General features: G+C 64.3%; 25 protein-coding genes and 7 pseudogenes. 23 read left to right on the forward strand and 9 right to left on the reverse strand.

The features are described from left to right. Positions 1–3: 3 nt before the first annotated feature. From E3T35_RS02050 to E3T35_RS02070, 5 genes are all read left to right on the forward strand, one after another. Positions 4–1,206: a CdaR family transcriptional regulator gene (locus E3T35_RS02050; protein WP_134346893.1), complete on the forward strand. Its 1,203-nt coding sequence runs from the start codon at positions 4–6 to the stop codon at positions 1,204–1,206. Positions 1,207–1,312: 106 nt separating this feature from the next. Then, on the forward strand, positions 1,313–2,233 hold the full coding sequence (locus E3T35_RS02055) for an ACP S-malonyltransferase (RefSeq protein WP_134377729.1): 921 nt from the start codon (positions 1,313–1,315) through the stop codon (positions 2,231–2,233). Between the two features lie 46 nt (positions 2,234–2,279). Continuing rightward, a complete protein-coding gene (locus tag E3T35_RS02060) occupies positions 2,280–3,284 on the forward strand; it encodes a beta-ketoacyl-ACP synthase III (protein WP_134377730.1) in 1,005 nt (334 codons plus the stop codon). A 59-nt stretch (positions 3,285–3,343) separates the two neighbouring features. Further along, on the forward strand, positions 3,344–3,592 hold the full coding sequence (locus tag E3T35_RS02065) for an acyl carrier protein (RefSeq protein WP_134377731.1): 249 nt from the start codon (positions 3,344–3,346) through the stop codon (positions 3,590–3,592). 104 nt (positions 3,593–3,696) lie between these two features. Further along, positions 3,697–4,932, forward strand: coding sequence for a beta-ketoacyl synthase (locus tag E3T35_RS02070; RefSeq protein WP_134346890.1), 1,236 nt, complete (start codon positions 3,697–3,699; stop codon positions 4,930–4,932). Positions 4,933–5,114: 182 nt separating this feature from the next. On the opposite strand, the gene E3T35_RS02075 is transcribed toward E3T35_RS02070, so the two are convergent. Next, on the reverse strand, positions 5,115–5,636 hold the full coding sequence (locus E3T35_RS02075) for a DUF3145 domain-containing protein (protein WP_092342239.1): 522 nt from the start codon (positions 5,634–5,636) through the stop codon (positions 5,115–5,117). A 525-nt stretch (positions 5,637–6,161) separates the two neighbouring features. Between E3T35_RS02075 and E3T35_RS19500 the strand changes: the two genes are divergently transcribed. The 6 genes and pseudogenes from E3T35_RS19500 (at position 6,162) to E3T35_RS02100 (ending at position 10,139) form a co-directional block, all read left to right on the forward strand. Next, entirely contained in the window at positions 6,162–7,037 is an 876-nt protein-coding gene (locus tag E3T35_RS19500) for a hypothetical protein (RefSeq protein WP_134377732.1), read from the forward strand. A gap of 66 nt (positions 7,038–7,103) precedes the next feature. Next, positions 7,104–8,083: pseudogene (locus tag E3T35_RS02085) on the forward strand (IS3 family transposase); the annotation flags it as partial. A 250-nt stretch (positions 8,084–8,333) separates the two neighbouring features. Continuing rightward, positions 8,334–8,831, forward strand: a pseudogene (locus E3T35_RS20135) (transposase); the annotation flags it as partial. Positions 8,832–9,120: 289 nt separating this feature from the next. Continuing rightward, complete coding sequence (locus E3T35_RS20140) at positions 9,121–9,426, forward strand: transposase (protein WP_370449288.1); 306 nt, start codon at positions 9,121–9,123, stop codon at positions 9,424–9,426. Between the two features lie 15 nt (positions 9,427–9,441). Beyond that, positions 9,442–9,645 (forward strand): annotated as a pseudogene (locus tag E3T35_RS02095) (integrase core domain-containing protein); the annotation flags it as partial. 83 nt (positions 9,646–9,728) lie between these two features. After that, the gene (locus tag E3T35_RS02100) at positions 9,729–10,139 is read left to right on the forward strand and encodes a hypothetical protein (RefSeq protein WP_134377733.1); all 411 of its coding nucleotides are present in this window, start codon (positions 9,729–9,731) and stop codon (positions 10,137–10,139) included. A 139-nt stretch (positions 10,140–10,278) separates the two neighbouring features. On the opposite strand, the gene E3T35_RS02105 is transcribed toward E3T35_RS02100, so the two are convergent. Beyond that, on the reverse strand, positions 10,279–12,150 hold the full coding sequence (locus E3T35_RS02105; protein WP_241988692.1) for a bifunctional 3'-5' exonuclease/DNA polymerase: 1,872 nt from the start codon (positions 12,148–12,150) through the stop codon (positions 10,279–10,281). A 94-nt stretch (positions 12,151–12,244) separates the two neighbouring features. Further along, positions 12,245–12,745: a hypothetical protein gene (locus E3T35_RS02110; protein WP_134346887.1), complete on the reverse strand. Its 501-nt coding sequence runs from the start codon at positions 12,743–12,745 to the stop codon at positions 12,245–12,247. A 399-nt stretch (positions 12,746–13,144) separates the two neighbouring features. Here E3T35_RS02110 and E3T35_RS02115 point away from each other — a divergent pair, with 399 nt between their 5' ends. The 4 genes and pseudogenes from E3T35_RS02115 (at position 13,145) to E3T35_RS02130 (ending at position 15,064) form a co-directional block, all read left to right on the forward strand. Beyond that, positions 13,145–13,234, forward strand: coding sequence for a potassium-transporting ATPase subunit F (locus E3T35_RS02115; RefSeq protein WP_134346886.1), 90 nt, complete (start codon positions 13,145–13,147; stop codon positions 13,232–13,234). Further along, a pseudogene (locus tag E3T35_RS02120) lies at positions 13,234–13,658 on the forward strand (potassium-transporting ATPase subunit KdpA); the annotation flags it as partial. The gene E3T35_RS02115 and the pseudogene E3T35_RS02120, both read left to right, overlap by 1 nt. Continuing rightward, positions 13,658–14,357, forward strand: a pseudogene (locus E3T35_RS02125) (sensor histidine kinase); the annotation flags it as partial. The pseudogenes E3T35_RS02120 and E3T35_RS02125, both read left to right, overlap by 1 nt. Continuing rightward, positions 14,354–15,064, forward strand: a pseudogene (locus E3T35_RS02130) (response regulator transcription factor). The pseudogenes E3T35_RS02125 and E3T35_RS02130, both read left to right, overlap by 4 nt. A gap of 34 nt (positions 15,065–15,098) precedes the next feature. Here E3T35_RS02130 and E3T35_RS02135 read toward each other — a convergent pair. Beyond that, positions 15,099–15,491 carry a hypothetical protein gene (locus E3T35_RS02135; RefSeq protein WP_134377735.1) on the reverse strand — a complete coding sequence of 131 codons (393 nt, stop codon included), beginning with the start codon at positions 15,489–15,491 and terminating at the stop codon, positions 15,099–15,101. A gap of 9 nt (positions 15,492–15,500) precedes the next feature. Further along, on the reverse strand, positions 15,501–16,142 hold the full coding sequence (locus tag E3T35_RS02140; RefSeq protein ID WP_134377736.1) for an NADPH-dependent F420 reductase: 642 nt from the start codon (positions 16,140–16,142) through the stop codon (positions 15,501–15,503). Between the two features lie 94 nt (positions 16,143–16,236). Between E3T35_RS02140 and E3T35_RS02145 the strand changes: the two genes are divergently transcribed. Further along, the gene (locus E3T35_RS02145) at positions 16,237–16,554 is read left to right on the forward strand and encodes a YdeI family protein (RefSeq protein ID WP_134377737.1); all 318 of its coding nucleotides are present in this window, start codon (positions 16,237–16,239) and stop codon (positions 16,552–16,554) included. A 136-nt stretch (positions 16,555–16,690) separates the two neighbouring features. On the opposite strand, the gene E3T35_RS02150 is transcribed toward E3T35_RS02145, so the two are convergent. Further along, on the reverse strand, positions 16,691–17,053 hold the full coding sequence (locus E3T35_RS02150; protein WP_166789802.1) for a hypothetical protein: 363 nt from the start codon (positions 17,051–17,053) through the stop codon (positions 16,691–16,693). Between the two features lie 650 nt (positions 17,054–17,703). On the opposite strand from E3T35_RS02150, the gene E3T35_RS02155 reads away from it, so the two are divergent. The 7 genes and pseudogenes from E3T35_RS02155 to E3T35_RS02185 all read left to right on the forward strand — a co-directional run. Then, positions 17,704–18,618: a DUF808 domain-containing protein gene (locus tag E3T35_RS02155; protein WP_134377738.1), complete on the forward strand. Its 915-nt coding sequence runs from the start codon at positions 17,704–17,706 to the stop codon at positions 18,616–18,618. Positions 18,619–18,720: 102 nt separating this feature from the next. Beyond that, positions 18,721–19,776 carry a hypothetical protein gene (locus tag E3T35_RS02160; protein WP_134377739.1) on the forward strand — a complete coding sequence of 352 codons (1,056 nt, stop codon included), beginning with the start codon at positions 18,721–18,723 and terminating at the stop codon, positions 19,774–19,776. Positions 19,777–20,050: 274 nt separating this feature from the next. Further along, positions 20,051–21,187: an LCP family protein gene (locus tag E3T35_RS02165; protein WP_241988693.1), complete on the forward strand. Its 1,137-nt coding sequence runs from the start codon at positions 20,051–20,053 to the stop codon at positions 21,185–21,187. A 58-nt stretch (positions 21,188–21,245) separates the two neighbouring features. Beyond that, positions 21,246–21,581 carry a DUF1206 domain-containing protein gene (locus E3T35_RS02170; protein WP_134346878.1) on the forward strand — a complete coding sequence of 112 codons (336 nt, stop codon included), beginning with the start codon at positions 21,246–21,248 and terminating at the stop codon, positions 21,579–21,581. 144 nt (positions 21,582–21,725) lie between these two features. Beyond that, the gene (locus tag E3T35_RS02175; RefSeq protein WP_134346877.1) at positions 21,726–22,205 is read left to right on the forward strand and encodes an AAA family ATPase; all 480 of its coding nucleotides are present in this window, start codon (positions 21,726–21,728) and stop codon (positions 22,203–22,205) included. A 53-nt stretch (positions 22,206–22,258) separates the two neighbouring features. After that, a complete protein-coding gene (locus E3T35_RS20145) occupies positions 22,259–22,474 on the forward strand; it encodes a hypothetical protein (RefSeq protein ID WP_370449196.1) in 216 nt (71 codons plus the stop codon). Positions 22,475–22,582: 108 nt separating this feature from the next. Beyond that, positions 22,583–22,783: pseudogene (locus E3T35_RS02185) on the forward strand (transposase); the annotation flags it as partial. A gap of 49 nt (positions 22,784–22,832) precedes the next feature. Here the strand turns inward: E3T35_RS02185 and E3T35_RS02190 are convergent. The 3 genes from E3T35_RS02190 to E3T35_RS02200 all read right to left on the reverse strand — a co-directional run bounded on the left by E3T35_RS02190 (position 22,833) and on the right by E3T35_RS02200 (position 24,903). Continuing rightward, positions 22,833–23,297 (reverse strand): hypothetical protein, encoded by a 465-nt coding sequence (locus E3T35_RS02190; RefSeq protein WP_134346875.1) that lies wholly within the window; start codon positions 23,295–23,297, stop codon positions 22,833–22,835. An 86-nt stretch (positions 23,298–23,383) separates the two neighbouring features. Then, complete coding sequence (locus E3T35_RS02195) at positions 23,384–24,232, reverse strand: alpha/beta fold hydrolase (RefSeq protein WP_134377741.1); 849 nt, start codon at positions 24,230–24,232, stop codon at positions 23,384–23,386. A 419-nt stretch (positions 24,233–24,651) separates the two neighbouring features. Further along, positions 24,652–24,903, reverse strand: coding sequence for a helix-turn-helix domain-containing protein (locus E3T35_RS02200; protein WP_241988694.1), 252 nt, complete (start codon positions 24,901–24,903; stop codon positions 24,652–24,654). Positions 24,904–25,125 lie beyond the last annotated feature (222 nt).

A 25,125-nucleotide genomic window follows, 5' to 3' on the forward strand; every position in this document is an offset into this window, starting at 1 on the left:
ACCGTGGCACCGGCGCCCAAGACGAAAGAGCAGACCCTCAACTGGCTGCGCACCATCTCCGGTGAGCTGTCGACCCAGACGCTCAAGCGGCTCGAGGACACGCTGTCCTGGTATGGCGATATGCCACCAGGACGGCGATCCGCCGTTGGACTGGTGGCCCAGGCCGGAATCACGAGTTTCATCTCGTGGTTCGACGACCCCCGGTCAACGCCGTGGATCGCCGCTGACGTCTTCGGCGCCGCCCCCCGCGAACTGCTGCGCTCGGTGAGCCTGCAGCAGACGCTGCAGCTCATTCGCGTGACGGTTGAAGTCGTCGAGGAACGGGTCAAGGACGGCGGGGAGGCCCTGCGCGAGGCCATTCTGCTCTACTCCCGGGAGATCGCTTTTGGGGCGGCGGATGTCTACGCTCGCGCCGCCGAGGCGCGCGGGCTCTGGGACGCACGACTCGAAGCGCTCGTCGTCGACTCTATTCTCAGCGGGGAATATGACGACGAACTCCCCAGTCGCATCGCGGCCCTCGGCTGGCACGGCCACGGCGAGGTCTGCGTTTTGGTCGGCACGACGCCGCAAATGCTCGACGTCGACCAGCTGCGACGGGCCGCCCGGCACATGGCTGCTGACGTTTTGATCGGAGTTCAGGGCAACCGCCTCGTGCTCGTGATCGGTCGGGCCCGTCCGGCGCCGGTCGACAGCGAGGACGTCGGTACGGCCGCTGCCCTCACCTTCATGGAAATCGCCATGCAGCTCGAGCCGATCTTCGGCCCCGGCCACCTGGTGCTCGGCCACGAGGTACCCAACCTCGTGGACGCGTCGAAAAGCGCGAAGGCCGCGCTGGCCGGTTTCGCGGTCGCTCGCTCTTGGCGCAATGCGCCTCGCCCGGTGCAGGCCGACGATCTGCTCCCCGAACGTGCCCTCGCTGGCGATCCGCTCGCCCGGGCCACGCTCATCCATCGCATCTATCGGCCACTGCAAGCCCACTCCACCGAGCTGCTCACCACGCTCTGGTGCTATCTCGACAATGGCCGCTCGCTGGAGGCGACCGCTCGCGAACTCTTCGTGCACCCGAACACCGTTCGGTATCGCCTGAAACGCGTGTCCGAGGTCATCGGCTACGACGCCACGGGAGCCCGCGAGGCACTCATTCTGCAGTCCGCGCTGATCATCGGCTCGATCAGCGACCACGACGGATCCACCCGCCGCCGCTGATCCAGCCCGGGGAAACCGGCGAATGTACTACTGTCGACAAAGCTTTCCTGGATACTTAGTGCGATCTGCACATTCATTTACGTCACCAGATTGGAAGACTAACTAAGTGATCGTTGTCGTCTGCCCGGGTCAGGGCTCCCAAACTCCCGGATTCCTTGAACCCTGGCTGGCTCTGCCCGCCTTCGACGCGGGCCTCCGCCAAATTTCCGACGAGGTCGGGCTCGACCTCGTCGCCCACGGCACGGTCAGTGACGCCGACACCATTCGCGACACGGCGATCGCCCAGCCTCTGATCGTCGCTGCCGGCATCCTCACCCTCGAAGCCCTGCTGACCGATGGACGCCGCGACCGCATCGCCGGTATCGCTGGGCACTCGGTCGGCGAGCTGACCGCGGCCGCTGGCGCCGGCATCCTGACGAACGCTGAAGCCGTGCGTTTTGTGCGCGAACGGGGCCTCGCCATGCAGGCCGCTTCCGCGCTGGAGCCTACCGGCATGAGTGCCGTGATCGGCGCCGATGAGAGCGAACTGCTCGCGCGGGTCGCCGAACTGGGTCTCGAACCGGCCAACTTCAACGGGAGCGGGCAGATCGTCGTCGCCGGGGCCCTCAATGCCCTCGCGGACCTCGCCGCGACTCCCCCACACCGGGCCCGAGTCATCCCGCTGCAGGTCGCCGGTGCATTCCACACCCGGTATATGAAACCAGCCGTCGAACGGATGACCATGGTCGCCGACTCGCTCAGCCCCGCCGATCCGACGCTCCCAATCTGGACCAACCGCGACGGCAGCCAGGTGAGCGACGGCATTCATTTTGTGGATCTGCTCGTCGGTCAGGTGTCGTCGCCGGTACGGTGGGACAGGTGCATGGAGGCTTTCGCTCAAGCGGGAGTCACCGGAATCATCGAGGTGGCGCCCGCCAGCGCCCTCGTGGGGCTCGCGAAACGAGCCCTGAAAGGCGTCCCCAGCGTCGCCATCAAGACCCCGGACGACCTGCCCGCCGCCTGGGCCATGATCGACCAGCAGTCCTAACTGTGCCAGCAGTACTGAAGCACGAGAGAATGTGACGAAAGAGACAATGCCAAAGCCCACACTCCAGCAGTCCCACGGACCGCAGTACACCCGCATTCTGTCCGTGGGCGCTGCCCGCGGTGAAAACCTCGTACCCAACGACGACCTCGTTGAAGCCATCGATTCCTCGGACGAATGGATTCAGCAGCGCACCGGAATCATCACACGTGCCCGGGCCAGCCAGGACATCAGCGCCGTCGATCTCGCAACGGATGCCGCCCGCGAGGCCATCCAGAAGAGCGGCATCGACCCGGCCCTGATCGACGCCGTCATCGTCGCCACCATCAGCAACAGCCGCCAGACCCCATCGATCGCCGCTGTCGTGGCCGACCGCGTCGGCACCAATCCGGCCGCCGCCTACGACATCAACGCGGCCTGCGCCGGCTACGCCTATGCCGTAGCCCAGGCCGATGCCCTGATTCGCACGGGGGCTGCGCACTACGCGCTCGTCATCGGCGCAGAGAAGCTCTCAGACCTCGTCGACCCGACCGACCGCAGCATCTCCTTCCTCCTCGGCGACGGCGCCGGCGCCATCGTCATCGGCCCGAGCGACTACCCCGGAATCTCTACCACAGTGTGGGGTTCGGACGGCTCCAAAGCAGACGCGATCACCATGAATCACACCCTGCAGGAGTACCGTCGCGGCGAAGCCGACTGGCCCACCCTGCGTCAGGAAGGACAGACTGTCTTCCGTTGGGCCGTCTGGGACATGGCGAAGGTGGCTAAGAAGGCCCTCGAAGTCGCCGGGATCGAGAGCGCCGACCTGGCGGCGTTCATTCCGCACCAGGCCAACATGCGCATCATCGATGAGTTCGCCAAGCAGCTCAAACTGCCGGAGTCCGTGGTCATCGCCCGCGATGTCGCCACGACCGGTAACACCTCCTCGGCGTCGATCCCTCTCGCCACCCACCGCCTGCTCGAGGAACACCCAGAGCTCAGCGGCGGACTCGCACTGCAGATCGGCTTCGGAGCCGGACTCGTGTTCGGTGCGCAAGTCGTTGTGCTGCCCTAACCTACCCACCCCCTAAACTAGGTCTCGGTCAACCGAGACACCCCTCAAGGAGAAATATCATGGCATTGTCCACCGAAGAAGTTCTGACCGGCCTGGCCGAGCTCATCAACGACGAGACCGGAATCGCAATCGACACGGTTGAACTGGGCAAGTCGTTCACCGACGACTTGGACATCGACTCCATCTCGATGATGACCATTGTCGTCAACGCAGAAGAGAAGTTCGACGTGAAGATCCCCGACGAAGAGGTCAAGAACCTCAAGACCGTCGGCGACGCCGTCGAGTTCATCGTGAAGGCCCAGGACTAGACCCAAGCCTGAACCAGGTCGGCCGGCAAACGGCCGACCTGTTCACTGGGCTGGTGCTGGAACGCGCCGGCCCACACGTTTGTCGTTCCATGGAGAGTTGACTTATGACCAAGAAAATCGTTATCACCGGTATCGGTGCCACTACGCCGTTGGGCGGCACGGCGGTCGACACCTGGGCGGCCCTTCTGGCCGGCGAATCGGGCACCACCACCCTCGAGCAGGCCTGGGTCGCTGAAACAGCGATTCCCGTAACTTTTGCCGCACAGGCGCGCGTGAAGACCGCAGATGTGCTGCAGCGCTTTGAGGTCAAACGCCTCGACCCGTCCAGCCAGTTCGCGTTGATCGCCGGGCGCGAAGCCTGGGCCGATGCCGGCACTCCCGAGGTCGAGCCTGAGCGCCTCGCCGTGGACTGGGCCACCGGAATCGGTGGCGTGTGGACCCTGCTGGACGCGTGGGACACGCTGCGCGAACGCGGCCCGCGCCGCGTGCTGCCGATGACCGTGCCGATGCTCATGCCCAACGGCCCGGGAGCGGCCATTGGCATGGACCTGCACGCCCGTGCCGGTATCACCACGGTTGTTTCCGCCTGTGCCTCGAGCACCGAAGCTCTGGTCAACGCCTACAACCGCCTGCAGGCCGGATTGGCCGATGTCGTCATTGCTGGCGGCTCCGAAGCCGCGATTCACCCGCTGCCCATTGCCTCGTTCGCGGCGATGCACGCCCTGTCGACCCGCAACGACGACCCGGCCACCGCGAGCCGCCCCTACGATGTGACCCGCGATGGTTTCGTTCTCGGCGAGGGCGCTGCCGCCCTCGTCATCGAGACCGAAGAGCACGCCAAGGCACGTGGAGCGCACATCTATGCTGAGCTCGTCGGCGGCGTCGTCAACAGCGACGCGTACCACGTCACCGCGCCTGACCCTGAGGGAACCGCGGCTGCCCGCGCCATGGTGTCGACGGTGCAAAATGCCGGTGCGACCCTCGCTGAGGTATCCCACATCAACGCTCACGCCACGAGCACCCCGGTCGGAGACATCGCCGAGTACAACGCTCTCAAGCGAGTGTTCGGTGACCTGCTCGACGGTATCCCGGTGTCGGCCACGAAGGCATCAACCGGCCACCTGCTCGGAGGTGCCGGTGCCCTCGAGGCGTTCTTCACGGTGAAGGCTCTCGCCGAGCGCACCGCACCGCCAACGATCAACCTCACGTCGCAGGACCCGGAAATTCCGCTCGACGTGGTGACCACTCCGCGGGCGCTCCCTGCCGGAGACCTGCTCGCGCTGAGCAACTCCTTCGGGTTCGGCGGGCACAACGCGGTCGTGGCGTTCCGTTCCGTCTAAGTACTGCAGATGAGAATGACCCCGTCCGGATTCGGACGGGGTCATTTTTGTAAGGCGATTCGCCGAATCGGGCCGTGTTCACGGGAACAGACGTCGACTTCGTGGGATTGCCACCGGGAGTGTCACCGGTCGACAGGCCACGCCATCACGGGTGAACCGCACGCATTGGGGAACCGGTCTGATCAGCCGACCTGGTGCAGCCACACCACGGCGTTCAGATCGCTGGCCTGCCGGAACGGTTCAAGCTCGTCGTCCCAGGTTTGCCCGAGGGCCAGGCGCAGCTCCCGGTGCAATTCGATCGCGTTGGCTCCGGCACGCTCCATCGCCGATCGAATGCGATCTTCCGGCACGACAACATTACCTACGCTGTCGGTCTGTGCATAGAAGATTCCCAGCTCAGGCGTGTGCAGCCAGCGACCGCCATCCGAACCCGGTCCGGCGTCTTCGGTGACTTCAAAGCGCAACTGCTCCCACCCGCGCAGAGCGGATGCGAGTGCCGCGCCGGTACCCGGGGATCCCTCCCAGTAATATTCGGCACGATGGGATCCCGGCAGAGCCGGTTGTTCTGACCAGGCAAAGTTGACAGCCTCGCCGAGCGCACGGCCAGCCGACCACTCGACATGCGGGCAGACGGCCCGCGGAGAGGAGTGCACAAAAAGCACCCCCCGCGCAATCCGCGTCCGACGGTTAGGTGTTGCATCCATCGTGTTTCTCCGTTCCTAGTAGGTGCGTCTTCCCCAACGACCTCGGAACGACCGCGCTTACAACGTTGAGCTACTTGCAACTCACTGCTGCGGGCACGATGGTGAATGTGAAATTATTCGACCGCCAGAGCGCAGCGAGCCGATAGCGCCATTATGCCCCAGCCACCTGCGCATTGACAAGCACCTGACAGGCCTTCCCGGGGCCCGGTGTAGGCGAGGCTTCGTTGGCCGCGAACGCACATCTGTGACCACCAGAGGCCGCATTGGGACAGCGCGTACGGGGAATCGTGCACAGACTCCACATTCGTTACACGGATACGGTCGGCCCTGTTATCGCTGGTCCGGCCGCTTTTTTGTGCCCGTTTCCGGGTTTTCGTCCACCCCGAAACGGGGTGAACCTGAGAAAAACCCGTATTCGATTGTGACAATACCCATAGTGGGCAATACTCATTTCACACGACGCGGCCCCCTCCACAGCCGCTCACCCGCACCCCCCGAATCCGTGCACTAGACGAAATGTGACCCATGTCCAACACTGCTTTCGCTTCGCGCTCCACCCTTCCTTCCACCGCTCGTCCGTCGCGCCGCCTGGCCCTGATCGCCGCCGCCGGCGCGTTCGCCGTCGCGTTCAGCGGCCTCGCCGTGCTGCCGGCCCAAGCCGCCACGAACACCACCACGGTCGCTGTCCCCGCCGGCAGCAAGGTCACCACCGACCTCGGCACCATCCCCGCTGACGCCGCCTCCGTGCAGGTCATGTTCGACACCACCGCCGCCGCCCGCACCGACATCAAAGTTCTCGTCGGCCCGGAAAACACCCAGCGCTACTACTTCACCGCCCCCACCGGCGACGGCCCCGAACGCACCTACACCGTCCCCGTCACCAGCAAATCCGACGGCACCCTCACCGTCGCCAGCGCCACCGCCAACGTCACCGTCGACATGACCATCGTCGGCTATACCGCCAATACCGTCCCCGCACCCACCCCTGCACCCACCCCGGCACCGGCGCCTACCCCGGCACCGGCTCCTACCCCGACGCCGACGCCCACACCGACTCCAGCTCAGCCGACGGCGGGCACGCCGACAGCGACGAACGCCGGTGTTCCCGCCGGCACCAGCCTGAAGGTCGTCAACGGTGACATCAACGTCACCACCCCCGGCACCGTCCTGAACGGCCTCGACGTGCGCGGCCTGATCAAAATCAGCGCCGCCAACGTCACCATCAAAAACTCCATCATCCGCGGCCGCACCATGAACGGTCCCGGCGCCCTGATCAACAACCTCGGCGGCTACAGCAACCTCGTGATCACCGACACCGAACTGTTCCCCACCGTCGCCTCACCCGACGCCAACGGCATCTACGGCTACAACTTCACCGCCACCCGCCTGAACATCCACTGAGCTGCTGCGGATATCTCGGACAGTGGGCCCTCTTAAAATGAGGGTTCACTGAGAGTAGAGATCAGCATGACCGCATCGCGTAGGCGTTTCACCCAAGAGTTCAAAGACGAGTTGTGCCGCGAGGTGATCGACACGTCCAAACCGATCAAGGACGTCGCCACCGCGTACGGCGTCGGACCCGAGACGCTCCGGAACTGGCTGGGCAAACACCGCGAGACTCATGGCGGCACGGAAGCAGACTTGACGGTGTCGGAACGGGCCCGTCTGAAGGCACTTGAGCGGGAAGTTCAGGAGCTGCGGGCGGAGACCGCCTTCTTGAAAAAAGCCAGCGCTTACTTCGCGCGGGAGCAGCGGTAGTGAGCAAGTACGAATACATCGACTCCCAAAAATCTGAACCCGCCAACCGGAATTCGGTGATGAAAATGTGCCTGTGGTTGGCCGTGTCCACGTCAGGTTTCTACCACTGGGCAACACGGCCGCAGTCAGCGACTGCGGCGCGCAGACAGGCCCTGATCGGCCGGATTCAGCACTTCTTCGAAGAGTCCGACGGCACTTACGGCTACCGGCGCATCCACGCCGACCTCGCCGCGGAACAGACCGAGTGCTCGCCCGAGCTGGTACGGCAGATCATGCGCCAGATCGGCCTTGTGGCCTGCCAACCACGGCCCTTCCGAATCACGACTGAAGCCGATGCTGAGGCGGCCGCGAGCATGCCCGACCTCGTCAAACGCGACTTCACCGCGACGCGTCCTGGCGTCAAGTTCGTCGGCGACATCACCTACATTCATACCTGGCAGGGATTCATCTACTTAGCCACCGTCATCGACTGCTATTCGAAGAAGGTCGTCGGCTGGTCCATCGCCGATCACATGCGCACTGAACTCGTCGCCGACGCCCTCACCAACGCCGCGGCGACGACCCTGATCGAGCCAGACGCGATCTGGCACTCCGACCGCGGAAGCGTTTATACGTCGGCCGAGTTTCGGGCCCTGGTGACCAGTCTGGGCATGCGTTCCTCGATGGGGCGCACGGGCGTGTGCTGGGACTGTGAGACGATCAACCCATCAGGCCAGGTCGCGGCTTGACCCGTGTTGGGATTGACAGTCGGCCTCTTCGCCGGCGTGTCCTTGCGTTGATCTGTCGGCCGCGACCGGGTCTGGTGCCTGAAGTTTCACCTGGCCCAGCCATGTCCCAATAGGGGCCTTTCCGTGGGCGTTCGCTGCCTGCGTGGATCGTCACAGTCCTGACTGACTTCCTCTCGTGGAATTGCTCGTCAACACCCCACGAAAGGCAGCCATGAGCTCATCTGTTCTGAAGCACCCGCGAAAGTCGCGACCAGCGCTCCACGGCGAAGGGGTGATCCTTGGCGTAGACACACACAAGGATGTCCACGTCGCGGCGATCCTGACGATCACGGGAGTTCTTCTAGCGACTCACAGCTTCCCGACGACACGCGATGGCTATGCAGCGACTTTGGAGTGGGCCCACCGGTTCGGGGACGTGAACGCGGCCGGTATCGAATGCACCGGGTCGTACGGTTCCGCGCTGATGAAATACCTCCAAACCCAAAACGTGACAGTGTTCGAGGTAAATCAACCAGACCGAGCACTGCGGCGCAAAGCCGGGAAAACAGATGCCGTTGACGCTGAAGCCGCGGCCCGGGCAGTCATCGCCGGTCGGTCCTTGGCGACGCCGAAAACAGGTATCGGTGCCGCCGAAGAACTACGCCACATGCGGTTGGTGAAATCGTCAGCAGTGAAGGCACGAACGACCGCGATCAACCAGCTCAAAGGCCTCGTAGTCGGCGCAGAGCCAGCACTGCGCGATCAGCTCCGTGGACTCAGCACCAAAGCCCTCAGCCGAGCCTGCGCCCTGCTGCTGCCCAGCACCGTCGAACGAATGCTCATGAGTGAACTCGCCACCCGCATCCACCACCTCACCGAGCAACTCAGCCGCCTGGAAACGGCCATGACACGAACGGTGACAGCCTGCGCGCCCGAGCTCCTAGACCGCCCCGGCGTCGGCTACGACAGCGCCGCTGCGCTACTCATCGCCGTCGGCGACAATCCCGAAAGAATGAAGAATGAAGAACGAAGCCGCATTCGCAGCGCTCTGCGGCGTCAGCCCGGTCGAGTTCTCGTCAGGAAAAACGACGAAGCGGCGCCTCAATCGCGGTGGGAACCGCCAAGCCAACGCAGCCTTATATCGAATCGTGCTGACGAGACTTCGATGGGATGAAACCACCCAAAACTACCTACAGAACCGCACCGCGCAAGGGAAAAGCAAGCGAGACGTCATCCGCTGCCTCAAACGATACCTCGCACGCGAAATCTTCACCATCCTCAAAACCATTCCCGACCAGCCCAAAACCTCGCGCAGCATGAATTGACAACATAGGGGCATCAACAGCATGGCCGAGAGTTTTTTCTCGATGCTCAAGAACGAGCGCGTTTACCGCACCGCATACGCGACGAAATCACAAGCTCGCAGCGACGTTATCCGGTATATCGAAGGGTTTTACAACAGCCGACGCCGGCACTCCGCGCTGGGATATCGCCGGCCCAATGAAGTCCACTATGGTTATCAACAGCCAGCACTGGCAGCGTAGAAAAATCCACTAATTCCGCTGTCCGAAATACCCGCAGCAGCTCACACAACGTCATCGACGGCATCCACGTCACCGGCAGCAACGTGCTCATTCAGAACAGCTGGATCCACGACCACACGCACTACCTCAACGACCCCAACCAGGGAGGATCACCCAGCCACGACGACTCCATCCAAGTACAGATCGGTAACAACGTCACAGTCACCGGCAACCGCCTCACCGACTCACACAGCGCCGCCGTGCAAATCACCCAGGACCGCGGAGTCGTCTCCAACTTCAGCTTCACCGACAACTTCGCCAACAACGGCGCCTGCACCATCAACATCGCCGAAAAAGCCTACGGCCCACTCAAAGGAACGATCATCAAAGACAACACCTTCGGCAGAGACACCAAGGTCGCCAACTGCGCCGTGATCGCTAAAACCACCACCACCATCGACTTCCAACGCAACTACTACACCGACAACACCACCGTCGTCATCAAAAAGGGCTAACCACCAGACCAACCCCCACAGAATTCCCTCGCAGGAACACCCGGCGGGCCCCACGCACACAGCGCGGGGCCCGCCTTTCTACGCGCCCAGACCCGCATACCCGCACCGCAGACCCGTCACGCAGGTCGACTTTGACCGGCTACTTGGCCTGGGCGTAGTTGTCTACGGTGGCCACCGTGAGCATGAAGTCGACCGGAAAGTCACCGAAGAGCAGCCGCCCCGCCGTGTCGGCGGCCGTGACGATGATCTGAGCCACAGCCTCGGCCAGCTCCGCCGGCGTGTGCACGATCACTTCGTCGTGCAGAAAGAACACCAGATGCGGTTCGGCGTCGAAGGGCGGGCGGGCCCCCGGAGCCTGCGACGTCGACTGCTGGTTGAGAGAACCCGACGCAGGGACTGTGTCGGGGGCGGCATCCGCTTCGGAGCGGGCCGCTACCGCGCGATCGCGGCGTGCAAGGCCTGGCAAGGCCGTGAGCTCTCGGCGGATCTCGGCCATCCAGCACAGGGCCCATTCGGCGGCACTGCCCTGCACGATGAAGTTGCGGGTGAAGCGTCCCCAGTCGCGGGCTTGGCTGCGGGCGCGCCGCTCATCGCTCGCTGTTGCCGCCGGATCATAGGCTTGCGCTTGGGCTTCGTGCCAACCCGGCCCCGGGATCGGCGACGATCGCCCAAGTCTGGTTGTGACGACCTCGCCACGTTCTCCCGCGCGGGCGGCCGACTCGGTCAGAGCGATCGCCCGGGGATAGGCGCGGGCGAGGCGGGGCATCAGTCGACCGCTTTCCCCGGTCGTGGCGCCGTACATGGCGCCGAGCATGGCGACCTTGGCGTGGTCGCGAGTTTCGACGACGCCGCTCGACACAATTCCGGCATACAGGTCGGTTCCGCGCCCGGCCGTGGCCATGCTCGTGTCCTGTGCGAGCGCCGCGAGGATTCGCGGCTCGAGTTGGGCGGCATCCGCTACGACGAGTTTCCAGCCGACGTCAGCGACCACGGCACCGCGAATCTGTTTGGGCAACTGCAGCGCTCCCCCACCGCGGGTGGCCCAGCGACCGGTCACGACACCTCCAGGTACGTAGTCGGGGTGGAATCGGCCGTCGACGACCCAGGACTCCATCCAGGTCCAGCCGTTGGCGCTGAGCAGCCGGGCCAGTTTCTTATACTGCAGCAACGGTTCGATGACCGGATGCTCCAGCTTCTGCAGCTCCCACCCGCGCGTGGACGTGACGCTGAGGCCCACTCGCTGCAGCGCCTTGAACAAATCCTGCGGGGAGTCAGGGTTGAGGTCCGGATCATCCAGTTCGAAACGGATGCGCTGGGCCAGCAGCTCCAGACGCTCCGGCCGTACCCCGGGCGCGACCCGCGGCCCCAGTTCCCGGGTGAGGAGCACATCGTGCACGTCGGTGCGCCAGGGCAGTCCGGCATAACGCATCTCCGCGGCTACCAGGGCACCGGCGGATTCGGCCGCCAGCAGCAGCCGCAGTCGCCCCGGTTCGCCAGCGGATGCCACGGCGTCGAGCTGGCGTCGAAACTCGCGCGCTGCGCCGGAGTCACCGGCAGCGGCATCACCGGAGCCGTCAGCGTCAAATTCATCGGCCGCGTCACCGTCGACGTCGAGGTCGAGGTCGAACAGCGTCGCCCGAGGTTCCGCCTCGTCGATCGGTCCCAAGCTCGCCACATCCCAGCCACCTGGTGCGGCCAGCGCGAGTGGGCTCGTCATCGTGAGGGCGGAATTCTTCAGGATCACGTGGCAGAGGCGGAGATCATGGCAACGGTCCACACGGATCCCGACCGCGAGCAGAACGGGATAGATTCGGGCGGTGTCTTCCCAGACCCATCGGGGCGCAGCGGCGTTTTGCCCCGCTGGCACGCGCGTTGTCGGCTCGCGGGACTTCACGAACGAGTGAAACTCGCTCATGGTGAGTCGGCGGGCAGTCTCGAGCGGGAGGCCAGCATCGTCCAGCGGGTCGACGAGCACGTCGCCCCCGCTCGCTTGCCGCACCAGAACATACACTCGTCTATTCTGCCCGGTGCCGGAGCACCCGTACCCCTCGGCTTCGCGGTGCCGATGGGTACGGGGTCTGCGAGGCGACGCCTGATTGAGGACGTTATCCAGCGATCTTGTCGCCGTTGGGAGCGACAACCCACCAAACGCCGCCAACACCCTCGCCGGTGGTGTCACCGGCAGCAGCGTCGCCCGCCCAGTAGTAGAGCGGAAGACCATTGAGGGTGACTTGCTTGGTGCCGTCGGTGCGGGTGATGACACCGACCGTGCCGGTCACACCGTCAACGGTGGGGGTGTCGGATTCGGCGATGACGGCTGGCCATTTGACGAGGCATTCGCCCTCGCAGGTACTCTTGCCGGAGTCGGCGACGTCCTTGTCGAACACATACAGGGTCATCCCGGCGGTATCGACGACGATCGTGCCGAGCGAACTGTCCGCGGTGGCCAGAGCCGGCTTGACGGCGGCGTCGCTCGTCGCACTGGATGAACTTGATGTGTCGGCAGCCGGTGCCGTCGTTCCCTGCGAGCATGCGGTCAGCGCGAGAACGCTGAGCGCAACCGCCCCGACGACGGGCCCGACCTTGAGCCAAATTCTGCTGTTCATGATTGCTTCCTTCTCTCGGTGCACGCTTTTCGAATTGGTGCGTGATGAAGTGTTGCTATTCGATGACTGGTATCGGCGCTGTGGTGCGAGGCGTAGGGGTCCTTGGAGCTACCACGAGTTACCACGGGGAATGGTTCAGTGGCCAGAAGGATTTGTCCGACGACCTTTGCCCGCGGCAATGTCGTTAGCTTTGCGCCGTGCGGCGTATGGAAGTCGTGAGGATCGTCCCGTCCCGTTCCCGGCGGGTGTCTACTTTCTCCGGTGCAGCACACAACCCGCGCCGCCACGTCTATCTCTCGCCGCCGCAGAAGGAGCTTTCATGCTCGACCTTATCTATCTCCTGGGCGTCTGCGCCCTGTTCGCCCTCGTCGCGTTTGTCGCCTGGGGGGTCGAGAAACTGTGATCGTGTTCTCGGTCATTGCCGCCGGTCTGGCCGTGGCCGCCATCGTTTACCTGCTCGTTGCCCTAATAAAGCCGGAGTCGTTCTAATGGATACCTGGTCGGTTGCCCTGCAGGCGGCAACCGTGGCTCTGGTTCTCGCCCTCATCTATCGCCCGCTCGGTGACTACATAGCGCTCATCGACACCAGCCGGCGGAACCTGCGCGTCGAGCGCGGCTTCTACCGACTGATCGGTGTCGATCCGCGCTCCGAACAGACCTGGCGGCGCTCTCCGTGGCCATCGCCCTGGTGCGAGCGTTCGCTGCCGTGCGGGCCGGCACGATCGGCAATTTCTGGGTGGACCTGACCCGCGGCATCCTGCGCCTGCTGTTGCCGTTGTCCATTGTGGCCGCGATCGTGCTCATCGCTGTTGGCGTGATTCAGAACGTGAGCGGTTTCACAACCATCACGACCCTGAGCGGGGCGACCCAGTCGCTGCCCGGTGGGCCGGTCGCTTCACAGGAGGCGATGCGATCGCGCCGCGCGCCGAGCCCGACCGGGTGCGGAGCGCCCTGCTCGCTGCCGTCGGACATGACCTGCGTCGCCCGCTCGCGTCGGCCACCGCGGCCGTGAGCGGGCTGCGCGCCACCGACGTTGCGCTGAGCGCCGACGACCGCGCCGAGCTGCTCGGGACCGCCGACGAAAGTCTGGAATCGCTCTCGGCGCTCATCACGAACCTGCTCGATGTGAGCCGACTGCAGGCCGGCGCGCTGGCCGTGCGGCGGGTGGTTCTTCCGGCCCTCGACGAGCTCGAACTCGGTCCCGAGCAGGTCGACCTGGACCTCGGCCCCCAGCTCAGCACGGTTCTGGCCGACGCGGGGCTGTTGCAGCGGGCCATCGTGAACGTCGTGGCCGACGGCATCCGCTTTGCTCCCGCCGGAACGCGCGTGCGGATCTCGGCCAGCGAGTTCGCCGGTCAGGTGGAAATTCGAGTGACCGACCACGGACCGGGAATTCCCGCCAGGCGGCGAGCGGATGTCTTCGTACCGTTCCAGAGACTGGGCGACACCGACAACCTGACCGGTCTCGGTCTCGGCCGGGCCATCGCCAAGGGGTTCGTCGAGGGCATGGGCGGCACGCTCGACGCCGATGACACGCCCGGTGGCGGAGTCCACCATGGTGATCGTCCTGCCGGCTATTCCGGACGGCCCGGCCGGGGAGGAACCCAAATGAAGATTCTCATCGCCGACGACGATCCGCAAATTCTGCGCGCTCTGCGCATCACGCTCGGCGCGCGCGGCTACGAGATCATCACGGCCGGCGATGGCGCCGACGCTCTCAATGCCGTCATCGAACAGCACCCCGACCTGCTCATGCTCGACCTCGGAATGCCGCGCCTCGACGGTCTGGCCGTGATCGAGGCGGTGCGGGGGTGGAGTCAGGTGCCGATTCTCGTGGTCTCCGGCCGCACCGGGGCCGCCGACAAGGTCGACGCCCTCGACCTCGGCGCCGACGATTACGTTACGAAACCGTTCTCCATCGAGGAACTGCTCGCCCGAATCCGCGCTCTCACCCGGCGCGTGCCGTCGGTCGGCGACGAACCGGTGGTGCAGTTCGGCGCCGTCACCGTCGATCTCGCCGCCAAGCGGGTGAACGGTGCGGCATCGGAGGTCATTTGACTCACCCCAACCGAGTGGCGCATTCTAGAAGTTCTGCTGCGCAACCCCGGCAAGCTGGTCACTCGCGAGCTCCTGCTGAGCGAGGTGTGGGGGCCCCACCACACCAACGAATCCGACTATCTGCGGCTCTACGTTGTGCAGCTGCGCAAGAAACTCGAGGCGGTGCCGGCGGGGAAGCCGACTCCGGCAGCGATCTTGGGAGTGACCACGATCGGGTCACCGGCCGGGAGTACGGCGGCCGTGCTCCCCGTTCCGTCGTAACCGACCTTGAGAACGGCGTTGGCACCGGCATCCGCTACATACACGCCGTCATCCAAAGGAAGGCTGGCGTAGGGGTGGGTATCGACGATTTCGGCATAGGTGGCTGGGCCGGTAGGTGCCGCCGGATCGAGTACAGCGCCGATGCGGTGTGATCCTGCGTGTTGGTCGAGTAGTAGACGGTGCCGTTACGCACGGAGACGGCCCCGAGTTCATCGCCGGGGTTGGCACTCGCAACGACACTGGTCGTGCCGTCGAGACTGACCTTGGTGAGCACCCCCAGTGCGTTCTGCGAGACATAGGCTGTGCCGCCCGCCCCGACGCCCAGACTGAGCGGCAGAAGCAGGCCGCTCGCCAACACTGTCGGTCCACCAAGTGTGGGAATCTTCGTCGGCGGACGTGTGCGGTTCCAGGTGACTTCTCCGCTCACCGGGCTGGGTCAGACGGTGCGCGGTGCCTTCGCCAGGTTGGCCTCGAGCTCTGCGATGGTCTGACGCACGCCATAGGCGGGGCGGTCACGCTCGACGCGCCAGCTTTCGGCGAGGGGGCCGATGTCGACGGTGTCGAAGCCGAATTCGTCGTAGAGCTTGGTAACGAAGGCAGAGGCATCCGCAAAGTCAGAGGACGTGGCCAGCGCGCGCCGCTCGGGGTCCCCGGTCGGGAAGGAATCCGCGGTGATGTCGGCGGCCGTGATGTGGTTGAATCCCTTGGCCACGCGAGACGTTGGCAGGTGCTTCTGCAACATGCCCGTCACGGTCGCCTGGCCATTGTCGAGGGCTTCGATGTGTCCATCGCGTTCGAAATAGTAGTTATTGGTGTCGATGACGATCTTGCCGGACAGGGGTTCGACGGGCACGTTCGCGTAGGCCTTCAGCGGCACGGTGACGACCGCCACGTCGGCGGCCTCGGCGGCCTGCGCTGCGGTCCCGGCGCTCGCCTTCGGACCCAGTTCCGCCACGAGGTCTGCCAGGGTTTCCGGTCCTCGGGAATTGCTGATTACGACGTCATAGCCACTCTCGATCGCCTTTCGCGCGACCTGGCTGCCAATGTTTCCTGCACCGATGATTCCAATAGTTGTCATACTGGCGACAACGATAGCGACCCCAAAAATGTTCCCGCCGTGCGGCCACGCGGAGAGGCGGGGTCGGCGCTGAGAAGGGAACGGTACGCAACTGATGCCTCGATTCACCACGAATTTATTGCAAAACGGCAACAACGTCGGCATCGTGATCCCGGACGCGGTCGTCGCAGAACTCGGCGGCGGAGACGCCGTGGAGGTCACTATTGTGCGTGACGACGAGCCGCGGGAGGTCGAGGTGCCGCCGCCGCTCGCACTGGCGCTCGCGGAGGATTCCGACGCTACTGCCGCCTGGAACAGGCTGTCCTACAGCCGCCGCAAAGAATATGCTCGGGCCATCGCGGATGCGAAGGGTGACGACACCCGCGCGCGTCGCGTCGGGAAGACGATCGCCGACCTTCGTGGGGTGTCCTGAGCCCTCTGACGATCGGTTCCTGGGCGATCAGGCAACCTTTCCGTCGATGCTGGCCGTCTGCCGACTCGTGCGCGGCGTCTCGCTTGATGCCTGACCAGCGCGGGACGGCGCAGATCTGGGCCCGCGTGAAGTCGCGCTAGCCAACGGCTTTCTTGAGCAATGCCACCAGCCGATCCTGATCGGCGTTGGTCAGCTTGGTGACGGCGTAGGAGGTCGGCCAGAAATCGCCGTCGTCAAGGTGCGCGTCTGGCTGAAAGCCGATGGTGGCGTAGCGCAGCTTGAACTTCGCGGCGCTCTGAAAGAACACCACCACCTTGCCATCGCCATCGGCGTAGGCCGGCATACCGTACCAGGTCTTCCCGGCCAGATTCGTGTGGCTCGTAACCAGCGTGTGCAGGGTCTCGGCCAACTCCTTGTCTGTGCCGGTCAAGTCGGCGATTGCAGCGAGGCAGGCTGCCGCCAGGTCGGCACCGGCCTTGGCGGCCTTCTCCTCGGCCACAGCCGCCCGCCGTGCACTTGTACCGGAACGTCATCCGGTCAGGCTGCGCTGAATTCGGATACTGGAACGCAGGAATAGTACAGCAGCGCCCCGCGCGCGCCCGAGCGCGTCTGCGCCAGCTTCTGGGCGGGGAGCACCCCGAGGGAGAATCCCGCATAGACCAGGTCTCCGGGTAGGCCCGCGACCGCCTGTGCGCCGCGGTCGATCAGGTCGCCGAAGCCGACCTGATCGGCGTAGCCAACGCCCTCGTCTATGGCTTCAAAGGTACGGCCATCGAACAGGTCGGGTGTGTGAACGACATGCCCGGCCCTGCGCAGTTCGTCGCCAAAGAGGGATGTTTCCGTGTCGAGCGGTGCTCAAGGACGCATCCTTGCATTCAGCCGGGCTCCAGCCCCATGAGATGGTGCAGCTCGGCCGTGAGGCCTTCTGCTCTGCCCGCCCCCGAGCCAAACGGAGCTTCGGCCGCCGACTCGACTTCTGACCCCGCAAGCAGGTCGGGTGACCGCCACTTGGCGGCGGCGACCGGTGCCGAGCGTGTGCATCCGCTCGCCTGAATCCACCACGACGACTCTTGCTCACCTCCCCACGGTAATCTGGACCTCACCGCCATTGCACCGTACGAGCGCGATGCCCCAACCGAGGAGTACCACATGTCTGTCGGCCTGCTTGCTGTCGTCGATGACATACTCACGGCCGCCCTCAAGGCGAGCGCGAAGACCGCGGGCGTCGTCATCGACGATGCGGCCGTCACGCCGCAGTATGTGCAGGGGCTCTCGCCGGCACGCGAACTCCATGTTGTCTGGCGCATCGCGCTGGGCAGCCTGTTCAACAAGTTCGTCATCATCATCCCGCTCGCGCTTCTCCTGTCCGCGTTCGCGCCGTGGGTTTTGCCGTTTCTGCTGATCTTCGGCGGGACCTACCTGTGCTTCGAAGGTGCGGAAAAAGTCACCGAATGGTTCGGCACCCATCACATCGCCGACGAGACGGAATCCCGCGATGAGGGCAAGCTCATTTTCGGCGCAATCCGCACCGACCTCATCCTCAGCACCGAGATTATGCTGATCGCGCTGGCCAGCCTCGACCCCGACTTCGGCATCTGGATGACCCTCGGCGCCCTGGTGGTCATCGGTCTCGGCATGACCGCGCTCGTCTACGGTGCCGTCGCACTATTGGTCAAGATCGACGACATTGGCTTGGCTTTGATGGAGAACCCCGCCCGCCAGGTGCGACGTACCGGCGCACGCATCGTGGCATCGATGCCCACCGTGTTCCGTGTGATCGGCATCATCGGAACGGTCGCCATGCTCTGGGTCGGCGGCCACTTGGTCATCGCAAACCTCGCAGAGACGTTCTGGCACGGCCCCTACGACCTGCTCCATGTCGTCACGCACTCGGTCGAATCCGCCGGCCCGGCTGTCGTCTGGCTCACCGACACTGGCTTGTCGGCCGTGTTCGGCCTGACTCTCGGGCTCATCATCGCCGGGATCACTTTCGCACTGTCGGGTCTCCTAAAACGCAGTAAACCTCCCGTTACGACCAAGGAAGTCTCCACCCCGAATATCTAGCCTTCATCCGTACAGCACGCCACGTAGCGCCTGGACGGCAGTGCCGAGCTACCAAGGGGCAGGCGGCCGAGGGATAGGGTGAGGTAGACGATGCGGGGACGAGTGAACAATCTGGCAGTCCAGTTACGCGCGGCCGCGGAAAGAAACGATGCCCTGCGAGCGGATCTCGACCAGGAATTCGCCACCCTGATCGGTACCAACCGGGACGCACACGACGTGATGGACGCGCTGTGGTGGGCCGCGCATCCGTTACAGCCGACACCCGCCGGCGAGATCGACCCGGCTGTGTACCTGGTGGAGCTGCAGTCCAGTGTCTTCTCGCGCGCAGCAATGCCCGAGCCGCAGGTCGAACGCACGGAGGCTGGATCGACCGTGCGTGCGACAGCCAGCGAGCACCGACTGCGGCAGCTCATTGTGCACCTCGCTGCGCGCGCGGATGCCGTCGCCCAGCTGCTGGAACGGTTCGGTACCGATCTGACCGATGCGGGTGCCGCCACGATGGCGGTCACCAAGGATCTCGCGTCCGGTGTCGCCGCTCCCCCACCCGCCGACGGATCCACGAACGCGGTCACCGATGACCGGCCGCTGGCCGGCCGAGTGCGTTGGCGTTCAATCTTGCTGGCCGCAGGGGTGGCCGCTGGCGTGTTGGGCACGCTCGGTGCCCAGGCGCTGCAGCAGGGCATCATGGCCACGTTCGAGAACGGCTCTTCGGCCACTGCCGGCCCCAGCTCAGCTGAGAACACACCCGGCGTGCTGCCGAACGAAGCGGCGGTCGGCGCCATTGCCGGGCTTTTCGACCAACCGGTCGACCCCTCGGCCGGTGAATTGGCCGACCTCGGACCGGCTTACAGCATGGTGCGACCCTCCGGACTCACGCCTCGAGGCTCCTACGGAATTTATCTGGCCCGGCTCGGTTCCGGCCCGTACTGCCTCGTGGTGCAACAGGTCGACCTCACCGCGACGAGTATCTGCGCGGCTGCCAGCGAGATTGCCGAGAACGGCCTGCGTCTCAACGCCGTGGTTTTGGGTACCCTCGACCCCGAGGCGACCGGGCCACGCGTGCTTCTCGATCTGACGGCAACATGGTTGGCCGACGGCATGGTCATGTCTAGTACCTCGCCGCACGTGCCAACAGTGTCCGCCTACGTCGCACCGTAGTCAAGCGGCCCGCTGGCTGGCTATCGCGGTGAACCGGCACGCCGCGTCTGCGTCAGCGCATCCGCTCCGCCAAAGGGCGTGAACACGGTCATCCCCGGGAGGCGCGATACCCTCGGAATGGTCCAGCGCAACGTCGAGGGGCTTGATCGGATACAACGAACGGAGCTCTGTGGTTGAAGCGGGCAGGCGAAGCAAACGGATCGTCGGAGTAGCACGTCACGGGCGGCTGAAACGCTCGAATCCGTACTCTATCGCCCTCAGACTGGTGGCGACCGTGCTGGCCGTTGCCGCAGTGAGCACGTCAGCGGTGGCTACGGTGGCGGTGTGGAGCTTCAGCAAGACGGTCGACGACAACGCGATCGACATCACCACGGGTGACACGGCCGCGCCCGTGCCACAGCTCGAAAGCTACGAAAACGGTTTCAACATTCTGCTGGTCGGCATCGACAACGATGCAACGCAAAGCGCGGCGTACGGTGAACGTGACGGCACTCTCAACGATGTGAACATTCTCGTGCACGTGTCTGCCGACCACAACAACGCGGTCGTTGTGAGCATCCCCCGCGATCTCATCGTGGCGCACCCCGCCTGCACGGATGCCGCGAGCGGCACCGAGTTTTCGGCGATGGCCGCACGGCCCGTCAACGAGGCGATGTCTCGTGGCGGACTCCCCTGCGTGGTCAAAACCGTGTCCGAGTTGACCGGGCTGACCATCCCCTACGCCGGGCTGATCTCGTTCGACGGGGTCGTGCAGATGAGCGACGCCGTCGGCGGCGTTCCCATCTGCCTGAATGCAGCCATCAACGACCCCGCTGCGGGACTGGACCTGCCCTCGGGCACCAGCATCGTCGCCGGAGACACCGCGCTCGCGTTCCTGCGCAGCCGCAAGGGCGTCGGCGACCGCAGCGATCTGGCACGAATCTCCTCGCAGCAAATCTACATGGCCTCACTCATGCGCACCGTGCAGGGCAACGGAACCCTGACCAGCATCCCCACCCTGGTCAGACTAGCCAATACTGCAGCCACCAACATTCAGTTGTCGACCTCGTTGGCCGACATCGACACGATGGTATCGATGGCCCTGGCGCTCAAGGACATCGATCTGGACCGACTGCTGTTCGTGCAATATCCCGGCACCACCGAGGATCCCGATTTTCCGGGCAAGGTCGTTCCGGTGGAATCCGTGGCCGCTGAGATGTTCACCAAACTCGCAGCCGATCAGCCCTTCACTCTCCCGGGAACGACCTCCACTCCGGAACCGACAGCGGATTCCGCAGTGCCGGTCGAAACGTCAACGCCGGAACCGGGCGAAACCGCCGTCCCTGCACCAGTACCGACCGTTCAGCCGCTGGACGGTCTCACCGGCCAAACGGCGCAGGACGACTCGTGTGCCGAAGCGGCCATCAGGTGATGGCAGTCTGTCGATCGTCCGGAGCCGACACTGCGCGGCCACGCACACGTCTCGAGCCTTGCTGAAACCGAACCACGTCGCATCCGCAGAGAAATACAGCGCCAGCGACGTCAGCGCGACGCTGCTCGCCTCCCCCGGCGGCGTGGTCCTTTTGTTCAGGGCCGGGCTGATCGTGCTCGCGATCAGCGCCTACTTCGTTTACAAGGGTGCCGCCAAGAAATTCACGGCCGACCTCACCGTGCCGAGCGGCCCGAGCCGTGATCACTCTCGGAGTCGTGGGCTACGTCGCCAAGGGGATCGTGCTGGGTGTCGTCGCCATTCTCGTCGTAGTCGCCGCGTTCTAGCCGTCGTCAACCAAGGTCAAGGCATCCACGCAGAATTCGTGCCCGCGTGACCAGCGTGGCGTCGTCGTCGATACGCTGTGAAGGAGGGGCACGGCAGTAGTCGGGTCAACGAGGAGACAATTGAACATCGACGTTGGCGTTACGCTAATTATTGGCGCATACCGAGGGCTCGGTTCAGCCGCGAGCGTCGATTCATGCTGATCGTGCTGCGTGGTAACTCTGGCTCAGGCAAGAGCACAATCGCCGAACGACTCCAATCGGAGTTGCCGGGACGGGCCGCCATTCTCAGCCAAGACCACTTCCGCCGGGTGATCTACCACGAGCGTGAACAGGACAGCCTCGCGCACGCTGATCTGCTCGAAGCTGCGGCGGCGCACTGCCTGGGTGTCGGACAGCACGTGATCCTTGATGGCATCTTCAACGCCGACCGGTACGGTCCTATGCTCGCGCGCGTCAGGCTTATGACCGAAGACGCCCGCTTCTATGCCTTCGACCTGAGTTTTGAGGAAACTGTCCTCCGACACCAAACCCGCTCAAGGGCTGTCGACTTCACCGCAGACGAGATGGCCGTCTGGTACCACGGATGGCAACCACTCAGTTTTGTACGGGAGCGCAGGCTCCCGCCTTCCGAAACAGTCAGTGACATCGTCAACCGAGTTCTCGAAGACCGCTAGATGACAATAGGGCCGCCGCGGAATCCGCTTCCGCGTTTTGGTAGCGTTCGAGGATGATCCGACAATTTCGCCAGGTCGACGTGTTCGGCGACGGTCCCTGCACCGGAAACCGTTCGCTGGCCATTCAACGCTCGGCACCGCCCGGGCCTGGCTGGACGCTGGCGGCGTGCCTGCAACTCCGGGCGTTGTGGTTCAGGAATGCAACGCAGGGTTGGTTCCCGTTCGCATCGAGAAAGAACAACTTGCGTTCGCAGCGCCGCCACTGCTGAGCTCGGGTGCGGTCGATCCTGAGATGGTCACAGCGCTGATCGACATTCTCGGAATCCGGCTGGAGCAGGTCATCGAAGAAAGCCATCGGCACCGTGTTCCAAAGCGCCAGCTGGCAACGCTGCCGTGTCCATCAAATGCGAAATATTCTCTCGATCGTCCCGCGCGCCAGCCAGGAAATGGTCGCCAGCGTCATCCGCACCATCTTCGCCCAGCCGGACGCCAAGCACGTTCAGGCCCAGTTCGACGAGGTCACCCGCATGCTCGAACACTCCCACCCCAGGGTCGCCCAGATGCTCCACGACGCCCGCGCAACCGTCGACGCCAGCATCCTCACAGGGGTGATTCCCGTTCCCGAACTCACTGCGGCATAATCAGAACCACTGACCTGCACGGTGTCGAGAAACTCCACCACTCAGCGGGACGTGACCCGGCGAGGTAGTCAGCGCTTGCTGTGCCCTGCTCGTATCCAGCCCGAGCAGCGAGCGGCCGAAGCGACAGATTCATCGCGTGAACACCGAACAGGTGCTCGGAGCGCTCTTCTGGAAAGATCGTTCCGACCGTGCTGCCCTCGGCGCGGAGCTCGGCGATCTGAGTGGCGAGATGCACTCCCGAGGGCAGCGGCGTCAATGATTTGCCGCCGAACGGTGACACCACCAGCACCCGTCCGTATCCGGCGGCCAGATCAGCATTCTCGGCGTTCGATCGGTAGCCGCCGTCGATGTAGCGGATATCGTCGATTCGGTACGGAAGGCCACTGGCACAGCTGGCGGCGACGGCATCCGTCAATTCGACTCCGCAACCGGTTGCAGCTCGACGTGCCACGGTGATTTTGCGAGCGGGCCTAGTCGAGTCCGACCCCGGGCGGAGGAGAGCCCGCCACCGATCAGCGACGGGCTCTCCTCGAGTCTCTACTTCGCGAGAAACTCGAGAACGTGCCGGTTCCATTCGTCCGTGTGCGACACGGTGAGACCGTGCGGAGCACCTTCGATCAGCACGAGTTCACTGCCGGCGATGGCCTCGTGAGTACGCTTACCGCTGACCTCAAACGGCACGATCGTGTCGGAGTCGCCGTGTATTACCAGGGTCGGCACGGTAATTTTCGTCAGGTCGTCGCGAAAATCCGTGGTCGCAAACGCGGTCGTACAGTCGAGCGTGCCCTTCGGTGACGCTATTTCTGCGATATCGCGGTTGTAGGCAATCTGCTCGGAGCTGACCTTAGGCTTGTTGGCCAACGAGGGCTTACCGGCCGTGAAGAACATTTCAAGAAATTCGTGCAGAAATGCCGGCCGGTCGCCAGTCAGTCCGTCGTGGAACCACTGAGCCAGGCTGGCGTCGACACCGCCCTCGGGGTTGTCCTCCGACTTCCAGAGATACGGAGTTACTGCGCTGGCGAAGACGAGTTTCGCCACGCGGTCGGTGCCATAAGTGCCGACGTAGCGGGCGAGCTCACCGCCGCCCATCGAGAATCCGATGAGGGTGACCTCGTGCAGGTCGAGGGTGTCGAGCACGACCTTCAGGTCGGCAGCGAACGTGTCGTAGTCGTATCCGTTCCAGGGCTGGGATGACTGGCCGAACCCGCGACGGTCATAGGTGATCACCCGGTAGCCGGCGTCCACGAGTGCGGGCACCTGGCCCTCCCACGACCTGCCACTGAGTGGCCAACCGTGAATCAGCACGACGGGCTTACCGGCGCCTGCGTCCTCGTAATGCAGTTCGACATCGGTTTCATTTGGCGCGGGAACGGTGATGAAGGGCATGTTCTCTCCTTGAAATTGGTATGGTGCCCCGAACGTAGTCGGGATAGTTGCGGGGCGTAATCCGAGTTTGCTAGGAGAAAGCTGAGTCCTGCCCGACCTGGGGGTGCACGCGAACTCCAGGGCGAAGGCGTCGCACCGCCGTTAGCTGCCTTCCTGCCCGTGATTGAGCCGCACCGAACGAATGGCCACCAAGAGCGGATGCCGCAATCGGCTCTCAGCCGGAAAGCAGCTTCACGAAATGGCTGCGCCCGAGCGTCTTCAACACACGCGCTCACGGTCGATGGGCGAAAAACGTTCGAGGGCCACTTGGCCGCCCTCGCTCAGATCGCCGGCAGCCAGCCCGACGCCGTCAACTGAGAATCACAGCGTGCGCACCGACCAGATGCCCGACCAACTCGCCGTATAGCTCGACGCGCAAGTCACCCACGGGGCTCGTCCACAACATCGTCTTGGGGCCCGTCGGTGCCTGGATCGACCTCCATGTACATGCGAATACCGGTCTCCCGCATGATCGCAAAGATGCGCTCGATCACGATGGTGTTCTTGCCGGATTCCAAACCCCAGATGTACTTCTGGTCGGTGTCCAACCCCTCCGCGAGATCGCGCTGCGTCAGACCGCTTACGAGACGGCCCTGCTGCAGCATTCGACCGAGACCCTCTGGGCCCTTCACTTCTCCACGTGCAGCCAGGACAAACTCCTTGCGACGGTCTTATACCCTTCAGCCTGGCTGGCGGTATTATCGCCGTCAAAGCTACCGATGGCTATATGACCGTTGGCGAGTAGCGCTTGATGGTAGCGCCAGTCCACGCAGTTGGTAGCACGATTCCGGGTACACGGTAGCGCTGGCGGGTGGTGAACTGCTCTGCTGTGAGAGGACCAGGCATCAGGCGTG

The sequence above is a fragment of the Cryobacterium sp. TMT1-2-2 genome, assembly GCF_004403505.1.
Classification (GTDB): Bacteria; Actinomycetota; Actinomycetes; order Actinomycetales; family Microbacteriaceae; genus Cryobacterium; species Cryobacterium flavum.

Bases quoted from the DNA above. Each gene is read 5' to 3' on its own strand.
- E3T35_RS02145 (WP_134377737.1), top strand. From the start codon at position 16,237: ATGCCTCGATTCACCACGAATTTATTGCAAAACGGCAACAACGTCGGC.
- E3T35_RS02195 (WP_134377741.1), bottom strand. From the start codon at position 24,232: ATGCCCTTCATCACCGTTCCCGCGCCAAATGAAACCGATGTCGAACTG.
- E3T35_RS02060 (WP_134377730.1), top strand. From the start codon at position 2,280: ATGCCAAAGCCCACACTCCAGCAGTCCCACGGACCGCAGTACACCCGC.
- E3T35_RS02140 (WP_134377736.1), bottom strand. From the start codon at position 16,142: ATGACAACTATTGGAATCATCGGTGCAGGAAACATTGGCAGCCAGGTC.
- E3T35_RS02070 (WP_134346890.1), top strand. From the start codon at position 3,697: ATGACCAAGAAAATCGTTATCACCGGTATCGGTGCCACTACGCCGTTG.
- E3T35_RS02155 (WP_134377738.1), top strand. From the start codon at position 17,704: ATGTCTGTCGGCCTGCTTGCTGTCGTCGATGACATACTCACGGCCGCC.
- E3T35_RS20145 (WP_370449196.1), top strand. From the start codon at position 22,259: ATGATCCGACAATTTCGCCAGGTCGACGTGTTCGGCGACGGTCCCTGC.
- E3T35_RS02110 (WP_134346887.1), bottom strand. From the start codon at position 12,745: ATGAACAGCAGAATTTGGCTCAAGGTCGGGCCCGTCGTCGGGGCGGTT.
- E3T35_RS02065 (WP_134377731.1), top strand. From the start codon at position 3,344: ATGGCATTGTCCACCGAAGAAGTTCTGACCGGCCTGGCCGAGCTCATC.
- E3T35_RS02175 (WP_134346877.1), top strand. From the start codon at position 21,726: ATGCTGATCGTGCTGCGTGGTAACTCTGGCTCAGGCAAGAGCACAATC.
- E3T35_RS19500 (WP_134377732.1), top strand. From the start codon at position 6,162: ATGTCCAACACTGCTTTCGCTTCGCGCTCCACCCTTCCTTCCACCGCT.
- E3T35_RS20140 (WP_370449288.1), top strand. From the start codon at position 9,121: ATGAAGAACGAAGCCGCATTCGCAGCGCTCTGCGGCGTCAGCCCGGTC.
- E3T35_RS02075 (WP_092342239.1), bottom strand. From the start codon at position 5,636: ATGGATGCAACACCTAACCGTCGGACGCGGATTGCGCGGGGGGTGCTT.